We start from the raw sequence: 15135 nt of genomic DNA on the forward strand, positions 1-15135 counted from the left end.
TGGTCGCCGCTCACGGTGCGGGCCCTCCTCGCGTCGCTGGTCTGCCCGGGGAACAACCGGAGTACTTCTCCGGTTATTCCCCGGGCGGGCGAGGAGGGCGGTCCGGCGGGCGGGTCCGCCGCCGTCACCCCGCCGCGGACGGCACCGGCGCCCCCGCGAACAGCGTGCCCAGCGCCGGGCAGGCGACCGTACGGTCCAGCAGCCGCAGCCCCTCCCAGGCGGTGACCTGGTTGGCGGTGAGCACCGGCTTGCGCAGCTCCTCCTCGATGGCGGGCACATACCCGGCGGTGTGCAGGGCCGTATCGGGGAGCAGCACCACCTCGGCGTCGGGATGGTCCCCCGAACGGGCGAGCAGCAGGACCTCCTCCAGGCCCCATGTGCCGACCTCGGCGGCGGTGATGATGCCGCTGCCGCACGTCGAGACGACTTCCGTGCCCGCGGATTTCAGGAAGGCACGGAAGCACTCGGCGACGTCGTCGGGATAGGTCGCGGCGATGGCCACACGCTCGGCACCCAGCGCCCGTACGGCGTGCGCGAAGGCGAAGGACGTACTGGAGGCGGGCAGCCCGGCGGTAGCCGACAACTCGCGCACCTGCTCGTGGGCGCCCTCCCAGCCGAAGACGAAGCTGGCGCTGGTGCAGGCCCAGACGACGGCCTCGGCGCCGCGGTTCTTCAGGTCGGCGACGCCGGCCGCGAGCCGGGCGGCGGAGCCCATCTCCAGCAGGGCGTCGACGCGGTGGGCGTCCTCGCCGATGTCGGTGTGGACGAGCGGCAGGCTCAGGCCGTTGCCGAGGAGTGCTTCGAGCCGGGGATAGTCGTCCTCGGCGGAGTGGCCGGGGTAGAGGAAGCCGACCGTGGATGGCATGCACGTCTCCTGACTGGGTGGGGGGATGCGTGTGGGGGTGTGTGCTGCGGTGCGCGCGCCGCCCCGGGCGTACGTGCGCGGGGCGCGCGGGTGGACGCGGGGTGGGGACGGCAGCCGGCGGGGCGCCGCCCGTACGCGTCAGACCGGTGCCGCCGGACCGGGCTCCTCCGGGGGATGAAAGGGCGGCACGTCCAGGCCGTCGACCGGCTCCGCCTCGGACGACGGGACCGCCGAGCCGGCGAACGCCGCCTCGGAGAAGCCGCTCCGCCTCGGCATCCCGGCCCCTTCCTCCGGGGCCCAGGAACTGGTCATGGAGGCCGGACCGCGTCTGGCGACGGGGTCCACCAGCGCCTGGTACGGACCGATCGCCGCGGCTCCGATGGCCCGCAGGGAGGCCCACATCGTGACCTGGTTGGCCGACAGGACCGGCATCCGCAATTCGGCCTCCAGCTGCGGGATGACGTCGTACGTCGGCAGGTTCGTACAGCTGATGAACAGGGCGTCCGCGGCGCCGACGACGGCCTGGCGGGCCATGTCGACGACGTCCCGGTACGGCACTTTCCAGATGTGCCGGGTCAGGCCCAGGTAGGCGCGGCCCGTGACGGTGACGCCGGCCTCCTTCAGGTACTCCTCCAGGGAGTCGGTGACGGATTTGGTGTAGGGGGTGACGACCGCGATCCGCCACGCGCCGATCTCGCGCAGCGCTTCGAGGAGCGCGCCGGAGGTGGTGAGCGCCGGCAGCCGCTCCCCCGCCAGGGTCATGGCGGCGCACATGGCGCGCTCGCCCGCCACGCCGCCGACGAAGCTGCCCGAGGTGCAGGCGTACGAGACGACCTGCGGGGAGACGGCGCACAGTGCCTGGACGGCGGCGTGCAGGGTTTCGTGTTCACTGACGAGGCGGGCCAGGTCGAGGCTCACCTCGACGGGCACGAAAGGGGTTCGGGTGAGGTGGAGGGACACATCGTCGGGGATCCAGCGCCACAGCTCGCGGTCCAGGGCGAAGTCGAAAGGAGCGACGACACCCACACCGAGCTGAGGCTTCGGTCCCCCCAGAAATGAGACGTCCATGATGCCCCCAGAAGAGCGAAGGGCTGGTAAGGGCAAGGCCTTTGGCCAGGGGTTCGTGGTGCGACCGGCACGAGCCGGGGACGTCGGGACAGAGCCGTTGTTGACACGGTAGTTACGACTTCTTAGCGTGGTCAATCCTCGCATCTCAGGCATCTGTCGGCGCCTCCTTTCATTCAAGGGGGCTCACGTTTCAGAACGGTTTCTGGCCTATGTCCGAAAGCACCGTCCTTGTCCTCGGCTCCGACCCGCCTCCCCGACTGGACCGGCTAGCCGGCCGGGCCCGGCTGGTGTACGCCGACGACGAGACCTTCGCCGACCAACTACCCTCAGCAGACGTGGTGTTGGCGTGGGACTTCACCTCCGACGCGGTCCGGGCCGCCTGGCCGGGCGGCGGCCCGCGCCCCGTTTGGGTGCACACCGCGAGCGCGGGCGTGGACCGGCTGATGTGCCCGGAGCTGGTGGCGGACGAGACCCTGGTGACCAACGCGCGCGGAGTTTTCGAGCAGCCGATCGCCGAGTACGTGGCCGGGCTGGTGATCGCCATGGCCAAGGACTTCTACGGAAGTTGGGAGCTCCAGCGGCAGCGGCGGTGGCGGCACCGTGAGACGCTGCGGGTGGCGGGCAGCCGCGCCGTGGTGGTGGGCTCGGGACCGATCGGCCGGGCCATCGGCCGGACCCTGCTGGCACTGGGTGTCAGGGTGGATCTGGTCGGGCGGCGGGAGCGTACGGACGATCCCGACTTCGGCCGGGTGCACGCCGGGAGCGCGCTGCACGGTCTGCTGGGCACGGCCGACTGGGTGGTGTGCGCGGCGCCTCTGACCGAGGAGACGCGCGGCATGTTCGACCGGGCCGCGTTCGGCCGGATGCGGCAGCGGGCCCGCTTCGTCAACGTGGCGCGCGGGCCGCTCGTCGTCGAGGACGACCTGGTGGCGGCGCTGCGGGAGTGGCGGATCGCGGCGGCGGCGCTGGACGTCTTCGAGCACGAGCCGCTGACCTCGGACAGTGCCCTGTGGGACGTGCCGCACCTGATCGTCTCCCCGCACATGAGCGGCGACACGCTGGGCTGGCGGGACGCGCTGGCCGAGCAGTTCGCGGACAACTTCGACCGGTGGGCGGCGGGCGAGCCGCTCACCAATGTGGTGGACAAGCGGCTGGGCTACGTACCGGGCTCCTGATCTTCCGGGACCGTGGTGGCAAGCGCTCGTGGATGGAGGTCGGGATGGCTGAGGTGACGGACCTGGCGGACTGCTCGGCGGTGCGGCTGGTCGCCGGGTACGCGGCGGGCGAGTTCTCGCCGGTGGAAGCGGTGCAGGCGGTGCTGGAGCGGGCCGAACGGGCGCAGGAACGGGTGAACGCCTTCACCCTGATCGACGCGGACGACGCGCTGACCGCGGCCAAGGAGTCCGAGGAGCGCTGGCGGACCGGGCGGCCCGCCGGGCTGGTGGACGGGGTGCCCGCCACGGTCAAGGACCTGCTGCTGACCCGTGGGGCGCCGACGCTGCGCGGCTCGCGCACGGTGCGCGAGGAGGGCGCGCGCTGGGACGCGGACGCGCCGGCGGTGGCGCGGCTGCGTGAGCACGGCGCGGTGTTCGTGGGCAAGACCACCACGCCCGAGTTCGGGTGGAAGGGCGTCACGGACAGCCCGCGGCACGGGGTGACGGGCAATCCGTACGACCCGTCCCGTACGGCGGGCGGCTCCAGCGGCGGCAGCGCGGCGGCCGTGGCGCTCGGCGCGGGGCCGCTGAGCCTGGGCACGGACGGCGGCGGGTCGGTGCGCATCCCCGGGTCGTTCTGCGGGATCTTCGCGCTGAAGCCGACGTACGGGCGGGTGCCGCTGTTCCCGGCGAGCCCGTTCGGGACGCTGGCGCACGTCGGGCCGATGACCCGGGACGCGGCCGACGCGGCGCTGCTGATGGACGTGATCACCGGGGCCGACTGGCGGGACTGGTCGCAGCTCGCGCCGCCGGCCGGGTCGTTCCGGGAGGGGCTGGACGGCCCGGTGGCCGGGCTGCGGGTGGCGTACAGCCCGTCGCTGGGCCGGGACGTGCCGGTACACCCGGAGGTCGCCGCCGCGGTGCGGCGCGCGGTGGACCGGCTCGCCGAGCTGGGGGCGCAGGTGGAGGAGGCCGACCCGGGGATCGCGGACCCGGAGGAGGAGTTCCACACCCTGTGGTTCAGCGGCGCGGCGCGCGTGGTGCAGCATCTGAGTCACGCGCAGCGGGAGTTGCTCGACCCGGGCCTGCGGGAGATCTGCGCGGAGGGCGCGCGGCGCAGCGCGCTGGACTATCTGGCGGCGATGGACGTACGGATGGCGATGGGGCTGGCGATGGGCCGCTTCCACACCACGTACGACCTGCTCGTGACGCCGACCGAGCCGATCACCGCCTTCGAGGCGGGGGCCGAGGTGCCGGCCGGGTCCGGGCACACGCGCTGGACGGGCTGGACGCCGTTCACGTACCCGTTCAACATGACGCAGCAGCCCGCCGCGACCGTGCCGTGCGGCGTGGACGGGGACGGGCTGCCGATCGGGGTGCAGCTGGTGGGCGCGCGGCACGCGGACGCGCTGGTCCTGCGCGCCGCGCACGCCCTCTACACGTCGGGGGCCGCGGACCTGCCCGCCCCGGCTACACCCGGCGGAAGTTGAGGGTCTCCCCCAGGGCGCCGGCGCGCCACAGGTCCTGGCAGGCGTCGGCCATCCGGTCCAGGCCGTCCACCACCGCGCCCCACACGATGCCCGGCACCCAGCCCGCGTCACCGTTGATCAGCAGGTTGTTGCGCTCGTAGAACAGCGCGAGGTCGACGACGGTGGCCCGGCCCTGGTGCCGGGCCTGGCTCTCGTAGCCGTACGAGGCGGTGCCCAACTGGGTGCCGGTGAAGGTGAAGTAGCACAGGTCGCCGGGGATGGGCGTGATGGTCGGGTTCTCCAGAGGGGGCTCCTCCGGGGCGAACGGCGGGACGAGTGCGTAGATCTCGTTGCGGGCGTATTTGGCGTGGTAGACGTCGCCGCCGAGCGGCAGGGCGTCCCAGACGGCCTTGCAGGTGACCGGCGCGCGGTCGTCGAGCAGCTTGGCCGTGCAGCTCACGCCCCGCTTGTCGAGGGAGACTTCGATGAAACGGTCGACCACTTGTGCCTCCTTACGGTGCTTTGCGGCTCCATGGTGGACCAGCGGGCGGCCCGATGCACACGGGAACCCCGGACGCGGTACCCGGCGCTCCCGCCACTGCGTGCGGCGGTTGACGACCGACGTCAACAAGCCACAGGAAAAGCGGAATTGCCGCCCCCGAACGGGTGTCGTGTGCACGCATGACCGACATGCGCCACGGCCCCGCACCGCTTACATCAAGGGCCGGAAACGATTGGCATATCTTCAACGAGTTCGGGTAGCCGCGCGCCCATGGCTCCACCACAGGGGAACAGCTCAGGAAACACCGCATCAGGGTTCCGCCGCCGCTCACTGCTCGCAGGAGCGGCGGCGCTGGGTTTGACGGGGGCACTGGGGGCGACCGCAGGGTGCTCGCGTGTGGACATCACCGGGGCTACGGACGGGGGACACCTACTCGATGATCTTCGCAGCAGGAAAGTCGTACGGATGGGCATCGCCAGCGAGCCGCCGTACGCGTCGATCAACAGCCAGGGCGAGCTGACCGGCGAGGCACCCGCCGTCGCCAAGACAATCTTCCAGCGGCTGGGGGTGCGGAACTTCGAGCCGGTACCGGTCGAGTTCGGCGCACTCGTACCGGGCCTGCACTCCTTCCAGTACGACGTGATCGTGGCCGGCATGTTCATCAACAAGGCCCGCTGCCAGGCCGTGCTCTTCTCCGACCCGGACTACGAGTCGAAGGACGGCTTCCTCGTGCCCAAGGGCAACCCGAAGAAGATCAAGTCGTACGAGGACGTGGCCGAAGGCGGCCTCCGGATGGGCACCGGCATCGGCTACGCGGAGATCGATTACGCGGTCGGCAACGGCGTCGCCAAGGGGAGGATCCAGACGTACGGCGACCAGATCGCCGGCATGGAGGCCCTGGAGGCCGACCGCATCGACTGCTTCGCCGGCACCGCGCTGACCATGATGGAGGCGCTGAAGACCGGCAAACACCCCAAGGTGGAGATGACCCACCCCTTCACACCGGAGGTGGACGGCAAACCCCAGCGGGACGGCGGCGGTTACGGCTTCCGGATCGGCGAGACGAAGCTGCGGGACGCCTTCAACGGCGAGCTGCACCGGATGAAGAAGAGCGGCGAACTCCTGCGCATCGCCCGGCCCTTCGGATTCACCGAGGAGTTCATGACCGACCTCACGGCGAAGGAGCTCTGTGCCCGGTGACCGGAGCCTTGTGGGAACTGTTCTTCAAAGGGGTGTGGATCACCGTCCAGCTGATGGTCTACAGCGCCGTGCTGGCCGCCGTCGTCGCCTTCGGCATCGGCCTGGCCCGGATGTCGCGGCTGTGGACCGTCCGCTTCCTGTCCGGCGTCTACGTGGAGTTCTTCCGCGGCACTTCGGCGCTGGTCCTGATGTTCTGGCTGTTCTTCGCACTGCCGCTGCTGGGCTGGCAGCTGGCCGGGCTCTGGGCGGGCACCCTGGCGCTCGGCCTGTCCTACGGGGCGTACGGCTCCGAGATCGTCCGCGGCTCCATCCAGGCGGTGGCGCCCGCCCAGCGTGAGGCGGCGATCGCGCTGAGCTTCACGCCGTGGCAGCGGATGCGCAAGGTCATCCTGCCGCAGGCCGTGCCGGAGATGCTGCCGCCGTTCAACAACCTGCTGATCGAGCTGCTCAAGGGCACCGCGCTGGCCTCGCTGCTGTCGATCGGGGAGCTGACCTTCCAGGCCAAGCTGGCCCGGCTCTCCACCGGCCAGAGCGCCCAGGTCTACGGGATCATCCTGGTCCTCTACTTCGTGATCGCGTTCGTGGTGACCCGGATCATGCGCCTCCTGGAGCGCCGGGCCAAGGCGTCGATCGGCCGTGCGCCGGAGAAGTCGAGCTGGTTCTCGCGGCGGCTGCCGGTCGGGAAGCAGGGCCCGCAGGTGATCGCCACCCCCGGAGGCAAGCCGTGAACAACTGGTCGTGGGAGTACGTCGGCGACATCCTGCCCGACCTTCTCCAGGGGCTGCTGGTCACCGTCCAGGCGACCCTGCTCGGTTCGCTGGTGGCGTTCGCCCTGGGCCTGGTGTGGGCGCTGCTGCTGCGCTACCCCAGCCGCTGGGTGACGTGGCCGGTCAGCATCTTCGTCGAGTTCGTCCGCAACACCCCGCTGCTGGTGCAGCTGTTCTTCCTCTTCTTCGTACTGCCGGGCTGGGGGCTGACCTTCGACCCGCTGACCACCGGCGTCATCGGCCTGGGTCTGCACTACTCGACGTACACCGCCGAGGTCTACCGGGCGGGCATCGACGGCGTTCCGGAAGGCCAGTGGGAGGCGGCGACGGCGCTGAGCCTGCCGCGCCGGCGCACCTGGACCGCGGTGATCCTGCCGCAGGCGTTCCGCCGGGTGGTCCCGGCGCTCGGCAACTACGTCATCGCGATGTTCAAGGACACGCCGATGCTGGCCGCGATCACCGTCGCGGAGCTGCTCTTCCAGGCGAACAGCATCAGCGCGACCACCTTCGACTACATGGAGCCGATCACGGTCGTCGGCGTCCTGTTCGTCGTGATCTCGTACCCCACCTCCCTTCTCCTGCGAGTCCTGGAGCGTCGCCTTGTCCGCTGACAGCAACCCCATACAGCCCGCGCAGCCCACGGTCGGGACCGAGGAGGACGGCCCCGAGCTGGTCCGCTTCGACCGGGTCACCAAGCGCTTCGGCGCGCACACCGTCCTGGACTCGCTGGACATGACGGTCTACTCCGGCAAGCACGTGACGCTGATCGGCCCCTCCGGATCCGGCAAGACGACGATCCTGCGGCTGCTGATGACGCTGCTGAAGCCGGAGGAGGGAAAGATAAAGGTCGGTGACGCGTATCTGACCCACGAGGAGAAGAACGGCAAGCTCGTGCCGGCGAGCGAGAAGCACTGCCGGGAGGTGCGCAAGAACATCGGGATGGTCTTCCAGCAGTTCAACCTCTTCCCCAACATGAAGGTGCTGCGCAACATCACCGAGGCGCCGGTGCACGTGCTGGGCCTGGGCAAGGATGCCGCGGAGGAACGGGCCCGCGGGCTGCTGGACCTGGTGGGCCTGACCCAGCACATCGACAAGTACCCGTCCCAGCTCTCCGGCGGCCAGCAGCAGCGGGTCGCCATCGCGCGGGCCCTGGCCATGCGGCCGCAGGTGCTGCTGCTGGACGAGGTGACCAGCGCGCTCGACCCGGAGCTGGTGGCCGGCGTGCTGGACGTGCTGCGCGACATCGCGCACACCACCGACATCACCATGCTCTGCGTGACCCACGAGATGAACTTCGCGCGGGACATCTCCGACTGCGTGATGATGTTCGACCAGGGACGGGTGATCGAGTTCGGGTCGCCGGAGAAGATCTTCAGCGAGCCGGAGAACACCCGGACGCGGGAGTTCCTGAGCGCGGTCCTCTGAGGCCCGGTCCGCTGCGGCGCCGCCCGTCGCGGCGTGGCGTCCGGGCATGGCCGAGGCCGTGCTCCGGGCGCCCGCCGGGTGGCGGACCGGCCCTCCGGACGCCCCCGGAATGACATCGGCATATGCCTTCGGACCACGCCCCAGCACAGCTGCGTGACCGGGTCCCCTTTTCGGTCAAGACCCCCTCCAGTGAGCGGCTTTGACCGCTATCGTGGTACGAGCCCCGCTGCCCGGGAACGGCCGGTACTGCTCGACGGCCGTGACCGCCGGCGACGGCAGCGACGCAAACGGTCACAACCTGCTAGGGGGACACCGTGGCGCTGAAGCCCGAGCCGACCGCGCCGTTCCACTCGGTGCAGTACGCCCTCCGCGTGCTCGAAACCATCGCCCGGCACGCCGACGGCGTGTCGGACATCCAGATCGCCCGCGAGACCGGCCTGCCGGCCGGGCACCTCGCCCACATGCTGGCGATGCTGCGCCGCGAGGGCTATGTCGCGCAGGTCGCCGACGGTGCGTACGTCGTCGGCGAATCGCTCGTCCTGCTCGGCTCGGGCGGCGGCCACGAGGAGGCGCTGCGCGACAAGCTCCAGCGCACCCTCGTCGAGCTGCGCGACTCGGTGGGCGCGGCGGTCTACATCAGCCGCTACATCGACGGCGAGGTCAAGATCCTGCACTACGCCGACGGCCCGCGCGCCCCCAAGGTCAACGAGTGGGCGGAATTCCGCCGTACGGCACATGCCAGCGCGGTCGGCAAGTGCCTGCTGGCGCAGCTGGACCACGACGGCCGGATGGACCACCTCTCCCGCCACAAGACCGCCCGCCTCACCTCCCGGACGATCACCAACGAGAAGGTGCTCTTCCACAAGCTGGACAGCCAGCCGCCGACGGTCCCGATGCTCGACCTCCAGGAGTACGCCGTCGGCACGGTCTGCGCGGCCGTACCGATCACGGCGGGCGCCACGGTCGGCTGCCTGGCCCTGTCGCTGCCGCTGGAGCACGCCCACCGGCTGCGGCAGGCCGCCGACGCGCTGAACCGGCGGGCGGCCCCGGTGCTGCTGTCGCTGACCCTCTGATCCAGGGGTCAGCGGCCTGCGGAGGCGGCGGCCGGTGCGATGGTCGGAAGCACCCCCGCGGACCAGGTAGTATTTCTTTTGTCAGCGCGCGCCGCTAGCTCAGTTGGTTAGAGCAGCTGACTCTTAATCAGCGGGTCCGGGGTTCGAGTCCCTGGCGGCGCACCTGAGAGTGGGCCTCTCGAAGCACAGCTTCGAGAGGCCCACTCGTGTTTTCCGTACCGGTCGCGGTGGCCACCGCACGGCCGGCCGCCCGCGCCGCTCAGTACTGCACGTCCGAGCAGGCGTAGAAGGCGTTACCGGTGTCGGCGATCGTCCAGACGCCGACGATCAGGTGCTTGCCGGTCTTGCCGCCGGGCAGCGTGCCCGGGTGGGAGTACGTGGTCGGCGGCTGCTGCCCGTTGTAGGGGACCGTCAGGAACGGGGTGAGTTCCAGGTCCGCCCTGGTCAGGGGGCGACTGGGGTCCCAGCCGTTCTTGGTGATGTAGTAGCGGAAGTCCGTGGTGCGGTGCGGGGCGGTGAACCGCCAGCGGAAGGTGTACGAGCCCGCGCTCACCTTGGTCGCGGGCCACTGGCCGGCGCGCGGGTCGTCCAGCTCCTTGAAGCGGCCGTTGCCGCCGGAGCAGATCTTCCCGTCGGCGGGTCCGCCGTTCGGGAACCCCTTGGGGCCCTCGACGCTCTGCGGCTCCCACTGGATCGCGCCGCAGTTCTTCACCGTGCCGTTGGCGCACAGTTTCTGTCTGCTGATGGGGGCGTCGCTGTAGCCGTGGCTGCCCGCACCGCTCGTCGACAGGACGGATGCGCCGATGATGCCCAGGCCGATGACGGCCGTACCGATCCTTTTGCGCATGTGTCGCTCCCGGAACATGAGGGGGTGGTTCCTGCGAGCCGAGTGCACTGCGGTCCAGACCAACCAGCAGAATATTCCCGCCGGTCGGTGCTGCCTAGGGGATGCGGGCCGGTGATGCGAGCGGCTGCGGGGAGCGGGTTCGTGCGGACGGAGGGGGCCGTACGGGCGGAGGGGTGCGTGCCGTACGGGCGGAGGGGGCCTCCCCGGAGGAAGGACAGGGAGGCCCGTCGACGCTCCGGCGGCGGTTACGACAGGTTGACGTCGGAGCAGGCGTAGAACGCGTTGCCGGTGTCGGCGATGTTCCAGACGCCGAGGATGATGTGGTGGCCGGACTTCTGGGTGGGCACCGTGCCCTGGTGCTGCACGGTCGCGGCCGGCTGCCGCCCGCCCATCGGCACCGTCACGAACGGCTCGGGTTCGAGGTCCGCGCGGGTGAGCGGCTTGCTCGGGTCGTAGCCGTCCTTGGTGATGTAGTACCGGAAGTCCGTGGTGGCGTGCCGGGCCGTCAGGCGCCACTGGAAGGTGTAGCCCTGGCCGCCCTTGAGAGCGGTGGCGGGCCACTTGCCGCCGCGCGGGTCGTCCAGCTCCTTGAACCCGCTGTTGCCGCCGGAACATATCTTGCCGTCGGCGGGGCCGGCCGCCGGGAAGCCCTTGGGGCCTTCGACGCTCTGCGGCTCGTACTGGATCGCGCCGCAGTTCTTGACGGTGCCCTTGGCGCAGAGCGCCTGGCGGCTGGGGGGTGCATCGCTGTAGCCGTGGCTGGAAGCGCTGCCCGTGGCGAACAGGGAGACTCCGGCGATGCCGAGACCGACCACGGCAGCGCTGAGCTTCTTACGCATGGGTGCTCCTGTAGAACGAGGGGGGTGTTCCATGAGCTGCTGACTTGCGCACTGTGCGGTCTAGACCAAAGCAGAGCGTAGTGACGCTGCATGGACATGTCCAGACCAATAACAACCGGACGGCCGGTTACCGCTTCCGTACAGCCGCCCCAACAGCCCCCTCCCTGATCACGCCACGGCGGTCAGCGAACCCCCGGCCGGAAGCGCTCCCGGATGCGCGGCACAGTGCACCAGCCCCGCGTACGTACGCCGCAGCGCGATCAGCGCCTCCCGCGCCTCCCGGTAGGCGGCGGCATCCGGACCACCCCGGTACGCAAGAGTGCGTACGGGCGCGCAGTGCCGGTCCATCGCGGTCAGCCAGGCGCGGTGCGCGGGCGGCAGATGACGGCGCAGCTGATGCCGGCCGCACTCCCCCGCCCGGCGCCCGCCCGTGCCGAGCACCGCGTCGGCCGCCAGGAACACCGGCGGCTCCAGCGCCCCCTGCGCCGCGAGCGCGGCGAGCACCGCGCCCTCCCGCGCGGAGGCCGGAGCCGCTTGCAGCTCCGCCGCCTCGCTCCGCAGCTGAGCGCGCAGTGCGTGCTGGATCCGGGTCAGGCGGCGCAACGCCGTACCGGTGGACACGTCCCCGGGGCCGCGCTCCGCGAGCGTCCCGGCCAGCCGGAACAACCAGCTCCCGTGCGCCTCCAGCCGGGTGGTGGCCAGCATCAGCCGGTCCAGCCGGCCGAGCGGCTGCCCCGGCGGCGACCAGCGCACGATGGGGACCAGCGTCTCCGTACGGGCGAGCTGGTCGATGGGCAGGTGGCGGCGCGGCTTGCGTTCGGGGGCCCAGTTCAGCAGGGCCAGCGTGGGCAGCGCCACGAACTGCTGGTGGTCGACGCGGTGCGCGACGGCCGACCACAGGTCGAGGAAGGCCGCGTCGGCGGTGCGCCGGGAGGCGGGGGCGAGCGGGTCCAGGCCGCTCCAGCCGCAGGCCGTCGCGAGCACCGCCACCCGCAGGGAGGCGGCCTCGGCGTGGCGCGGCGACAGGCGTGAGACGCGCTGCCGCAGCGCCGCCAGTTCGCCGTCCCGTCCTGCCCGGGAGACCAGGCAGCGGGCGGTGTCCAGGTCGGGCGCGACGGCGGCCGCGACGGCCAGTTCGCCCAGCCGCGCCCAGGTACCGGCCATGGTCCGTACGGGCGGCCGTTCGGGCAGGAAGCCGTGCGTCCCCAGGTCGGGGGCTCGTACGGACGGGGTGGGGGCGGGGGTCGCGGTGGCTCGCCCGGGTATGGCGGGGCCGGGCAGGGCCGGGCCCGGTATGACGGGGTCGGAGCCCGTGGACGGGTTGCCGGGCGGGGCCGTGAGGGTGGTGGGCGCGTTCGGCGCCATGGCGGTGGACCTTTCTTCGGGAACGGGCCTGCGCGGCGGACGGCGGGGCGGCCGGCCGCGGGGTCAGCCGACCCGCCCGTACAAGGTGGGGCGGTAGGAGGCGAAGGACGAGATCCGGACCGACCGGCCGGCCCGCGGCGCCTCCAGGTACTGGCCGCCGCCGAGGTAGATCGCCACGTGGTGGACGCCGGACGAGGAGCCGTTGGACGACCAGAAGACCAGGTCGCCGCGGCGCAGCTGGGACCGTGTGATCGGCTCCGAGGCGCGGTACTGGGCGTCGGCGACCCGCGGCAGTGAGATGCCCGCGCGCTGGTACGCCTGCTGGACCAAACCGGAGCAGTCGAAGGAGTACGGGCCGTTGCCGCCCCACGCGTAGGGCTTGCCGAGCTGGGCCATCGCCCACCGGATCGCGGCCTCGGTGCCGTACCGGATGGGGGTGCCCTTGCCGCTCTCGCTCCCGCCGCTCAGCGAACCGGAACCGGAGCCCGAGCCGGGCTCCGAGCCCGAGCCGGTGCCGGTGGGCCCGTCGTCCCCTGGCCTGCTGATACGGGCCTCGTAACGCTCCCGGTGGCTGGTCCACCGCCAGCCGCCGTTCTCCCGGTACCAGTACACCCGGTCGACGGCGTCCCAGCCGGACCGGCCCCGGAACGTGGGGCTGGGGTTGTGGCCGCGCACGCCCGCACCGGCGGCGGAGGACGCGGCCGGCGCCCTGTCTGACCTGCCGCTCCCCGAACCGCCCGCGTGACGCGCGTACTTCTCGTAGTGGCTGGTCCACCGCCACCAGCCGGTGGCGTCCCGGTACCAGTACTTCGCACCGTCCCAGCCCGCGTGGCGGGGCGCCGGTTCGGCGCCCGCCGAACCCGCCGCCGCGCCCACGAGCGTCACCGCGCCCACCGCCGCCGCGACCGCGCCCCGCACCGTGCACCGCGCCCGGCTGCCGCCGTTGCGCGCCGCGGACTCGACCGCGGCCCCGCTGCAGAAGGCGCACCCGCAGTCGGCCCCGACGACCTCGAAGAACACCGGTGTCCCCATCCCACTGCCTGCCTCTCCGCTGTGTCAGCTCTTGGCGGCGGCGCTGCCGCGCGCCGTATAGAAGGCCACGGTCAGGTCCTTGACCAGGGCCTTGCGTTCGTAGTCATCCAGCTCCACCAGCCCTCTGCTGGTCAGCCGGTGGACGGTGTCGTCGACCGCGTCCACGACCGAGGTCAGGACGCTGTCGCGGTGCTTGGCGTCGATCGCCGCGATCTGCCGGCGCTGCATGGCCGCGGCCACCTCCGGCGCGTACTCGATCCGGGTCGGCTGGACGGAGAAGACCTCGATGCCGACCGGGCGGCAGTCCGCGGCCAGTTCCCGGGTGAGGGCCTCGCCGACCGCCTGCGCGTCGCGCAGGGTCGGCGCCTCCTCGTGGAACGCGTCCGCCGGGAGCTGCGAAAGGACCCGCGCCATCGCCGACTCCACCTGTTCCCGCAGGTAGGCGGTGTGGTCGCGGACGGTGAGCAGGGCCCGCGCGGTATCCCTGACCCGCCATACGACGAGCACCACGACGCGCAGCTGGACGCCCTCCGCGTCGACCGCCGGCATCGCCTCGCTGCGCCAGTGCCGCAGCCGTACGTCGACCCGGCGGCGCAGCACGAAAGGGCTGATCCACACCAGGCCGGTACGGCGCACACTGCCGCGGTAGCTCCCGAAGAGGCTGAGCACCCAGGCACTGCCGACCCGCCCGCGGGCCAGCCCGCCGAAGGCGTACACCGCCGCCGCGCCGCCGAGACCGGCCAGGGCCCACTCCCACAGGTGCGGCGCGGGCCGGATGGCGATCTCCAGGCCCAGGGCCCGAACGACCGCGGCGGGCAGCATCCCCCGCCACCACAGGAACGCCACGGAGCAGGCGATGGCCAGCAGGCCGGCGAACAGGGCCAGCCAGCCGGACAGGGAGAAGCCGCGCCGCTCGGACAGTTCGGCGTCTTCCTCGGGGGCCCGGCGCACGGTCGGTCCGAGGAGTTCGCGGAACCAGGAGGGCCGGCCGTCGCCGGTGGTGCCGGAGCCCGCGTACCGGCCGCCGCGGGCTCCGGGCCCGCCGTCCGTACGGGACCGGCTGCCCGCGTCGACCACTCCGAGGGCGCCGTCGAGTACGGCGCGTTCCGCGGTGTCCAGCAGGTCGGTCGCGGCGGCGATACCGGCCACGGCGGCGTCGGCGGGGGTGATGCGGACGGGTTCCGTGGCCGTCGGCGGGACCGGGACCCGCGGCTGTTCGGCGGTTTCCGCCTCGGCGGCCGCGGCACCGGACGCGTCTGCCCGGCAGGCCGTGCCGGGTGGTTCGTCCGGGTCCTGCGTACCGTGCGGGTCGCGGGGCGGGATGCTGCCGTTCGGGCGGCGCGGGCCCTTGGTGAAGTCCAGCTCGGGCGTGCGGGCGTCCTCCGGCGGTTCGGCCGGGCCGGTGCCGAGGCCGGTTCCGGGGCCCGTTCCGGTTCCGGTGTCCGGTTCGGCGCGGAAGAGCATATCCATGGGGATGCTGTCGCCGTGACCGGCGGGCCGCAGCCGTGCGGACCAGAGGGGAGGGCCGG

Annotated in this window: 15 protein-coding genes and 1 tRNA gene; 8 read left to right on the forward strand and 8 right to left on the reverse strand. The window is 72.0% G+C overall.

Annotated elements, in window-relative coordinates; all coding sequences use genetic code 11:
* Positions 1-124: 124 nt before the first annotated feature.
* Positions 125-865 carry a maleate cis-trans isomerase family protein gene (locus ACZ53K_RS05015; RefSeq protein WP_468832130.1) on the reverse strand — a complete coding sequence of 247 codons (741 nt, stop codon included), beginning with the start codon at positions 863-865 and terminating at the stop codon, positions 125-127.
* A gap of 138 nt (positions 866-1003) precedes the next feature.
* Positions 1004-1933, reverse strand: coding sequence for a maleate cis-trans isomerase family protein (locus tag ACZ53K_RS05020; RefSeq protein ID WP_468832131.1), 930 nt, complete (start codon positions 1931-1933; stop codon positions 1004-1006).
* 209 nt (positions 1934-2142) lie between these two features.
* On the opposite strand from ACZ53K_RS05020, the gene ACZ53K_RS05025 reads away from it, so the two are divergent.
* On the forward strand, positions 2143-3108 hold the full coding sequence (locus ACZ53K_RS05025; protein ID WP_468832132.1) for a D-2-hydroxyacid dehydrogenase: 966 nt from the start codon (positions 2143-2145) through the stop codon (positions 3106-3108).
* Between the two features lie 44 nt (positions 3109-3152).
* A complete protein-coding gene (locus ACZ53K_RS05030) occupies positions 3153-4577 on the forward strand; it encodes an amidase (RefSeq protein WP_468832134.1) in 1425 nt (474 codons plus the stop codon).
* On the opposite strand, the gene ACZ53K_RS05035 is transcribed toward ACZ53K_RS05030, so the two are convergent.
* Positions 4558-5058 carry a DUF3830 family protein gene (locus ACZ53K_RS05035; RefSeq protein WP_468832135.1) on the reverse strand — a complete coding sequence of 167 codons (501 nt, stop codon included), beginning with the start codon at positions 5056-5058 and terminating at the stop codon, positions 4558-4560. The genes ACZ53K_RS05030 and ACZ53K_RS05035 overlap by 20 nt on opposite strands.
* A 270-nt stretch (positions 5059-5328) precedes the next feature.
* On the opposite strand from ACZ53K_RS05035, the gene ehuB reads away from it, so the two are divergent.
* From ehuB to ACZ53K_RS05065, 6 genes are all read left to right on the forward strand, one after another.
* Positions 5329-6258, forward strand: coding sequence for an ectoine/hydroxyectoine ABC transporter substrate-binding protein EhuB (gene ehuB / locus ACZ53K_RS05040; RefSeq protein ID WP_468832137.1), 930 nt, complete (start codon positions 5329-5331; stop codon positions 6256-6258).
* Positions 6255-6986, forward strand: coding sequence for an ectoine/hydroxyectoine ABC transporter permease subunit EhuC (gene ehuC, locus ACZ53K_RS05045; RefSeq protein WP_468832138.1), 732 nt, complete (start codon positions 6255-6257; stop codon positions 6984-6986). The genes ehuB and ehuC overlap by 4 nt, the downstream gene beginning before the upstream one ends.
* Positions 6983-7636 (forward strand): ectoine/hydroxyectoine ABC transporter permease subunit EhuD, encoded by a 654-nt coding sequence (ehuD, locus tag ACZ53K_RS05050; RefSeq protein WP_468832139.1) that lies wholly within the window; start codon positions 6983-6985, stop codon positions 7634-7636. The genes ehuC and ehuD overlap by 4 nt, the downstream gene beginning before the upstream one ends.
* Complete coding sequence (gene ehuA / locus ACZ53K_RS05055; RefSeq protein ID WP_468832141.1) at positions 7626-8450, forward strand: ectoine/hydroxyectoine ABC transporter ATP-binding protein EhuA; 825 nt, start codon at positions 7626-7628, stop codon at positions 8448-8450. Before ehuD ends, ehuA begins: the two co-directional genes overlap by 11 nt.
* 314 nt (positions 8451-8764) lie before the next feature.
* Positions 8765-9523, forward strand: a complete 759-nt coding sequence (locus tag ACZ53K_RS05060) for an IclR family transcriptional regulator (RefSeq protein ID WP_468832142.1) — start codon at positions 8765-8767, stop codon at positions 9521-9523.
* 88 nt (positions 9524-9611) lie between these two features.
* Positions 9612-9685 (forward strand) — tRNA-Lys (locus ACZ53K_RS05065).
* A gap of 97 nt (positions 9686-9782) precedes the next feature.
* Here the strand turns inward: ACZ53K_RS05065 and ACZ53K_RS05070 are convergent.
* From ACZ53K_RS05070 to ACZ53K_RS05090, 5 genes are all read right to left on the reverse strand, one after another.
* Entirely contained in the window at positions 9783-10370 is a 588-nt protein-coding gene (locus ACZ53K_RS05070) for a lytic polysaccharide monooxygenase auxiliary activity family 9 protein (RefSeq protein ID WP_468832143.1), read from the reverse strand.
* Between the two features lie 245 nt (positions 10371-10615).
* Positions 10616-11209 (reverse strand): lytic polysaccharide monooxygenase auxiliary activity family 9 protein, encoded by a 594-nt coding sequence (locus ACZ53K_RS05075; RefSeq protein ID WP_468832144.1) that lies wholly within the window; start codon positions 11207-11209, stop codon positions 10616-10618.
* A 168-nt stretch (positions 11210-11377) separates the two neighbouring features.
* The gene (locus ACZ53K_RS05080; protein WP_468832145.1) at positions 11378-12574 is read right to left on the reverse strand and encodes a hypothetical protein; all 1197 of its coding nucleotides are present in this window, start codon (positions 12572-12574) and stop codon (positions 11378-11380) included.
* A 63-nt stretch (positions 12575-12637) separates the two neighbouring features.
* Complete coding sequence (locus tag ACZ53K_RS05085; protein ID WP_468832146.1) at positions 12638-13606, reverse strand: C40 family peptidase; 969 nt, start codon at positions 13604-13606, stop codon at positions 12638-12640.
* Positions 13607-13630: 24 nt separating this feature from the next.
* Positions 13631-15076: an SPFH domain-containing protein gene (locus ACZ53K_RS05090; RefSeq protein WP_468832148.1), complete on the reverse strand. Its 1446-nt coding sequence runs from the start codon at positions 15074-15076 to the stop codon at positions 13631-13633.
* Positions 15077-15135 lie beyond the last annotated feature (59 nt).

It is taken from the genome of Streptomyces sp. NPDC033221 (genome assembly GCF_055577005.1).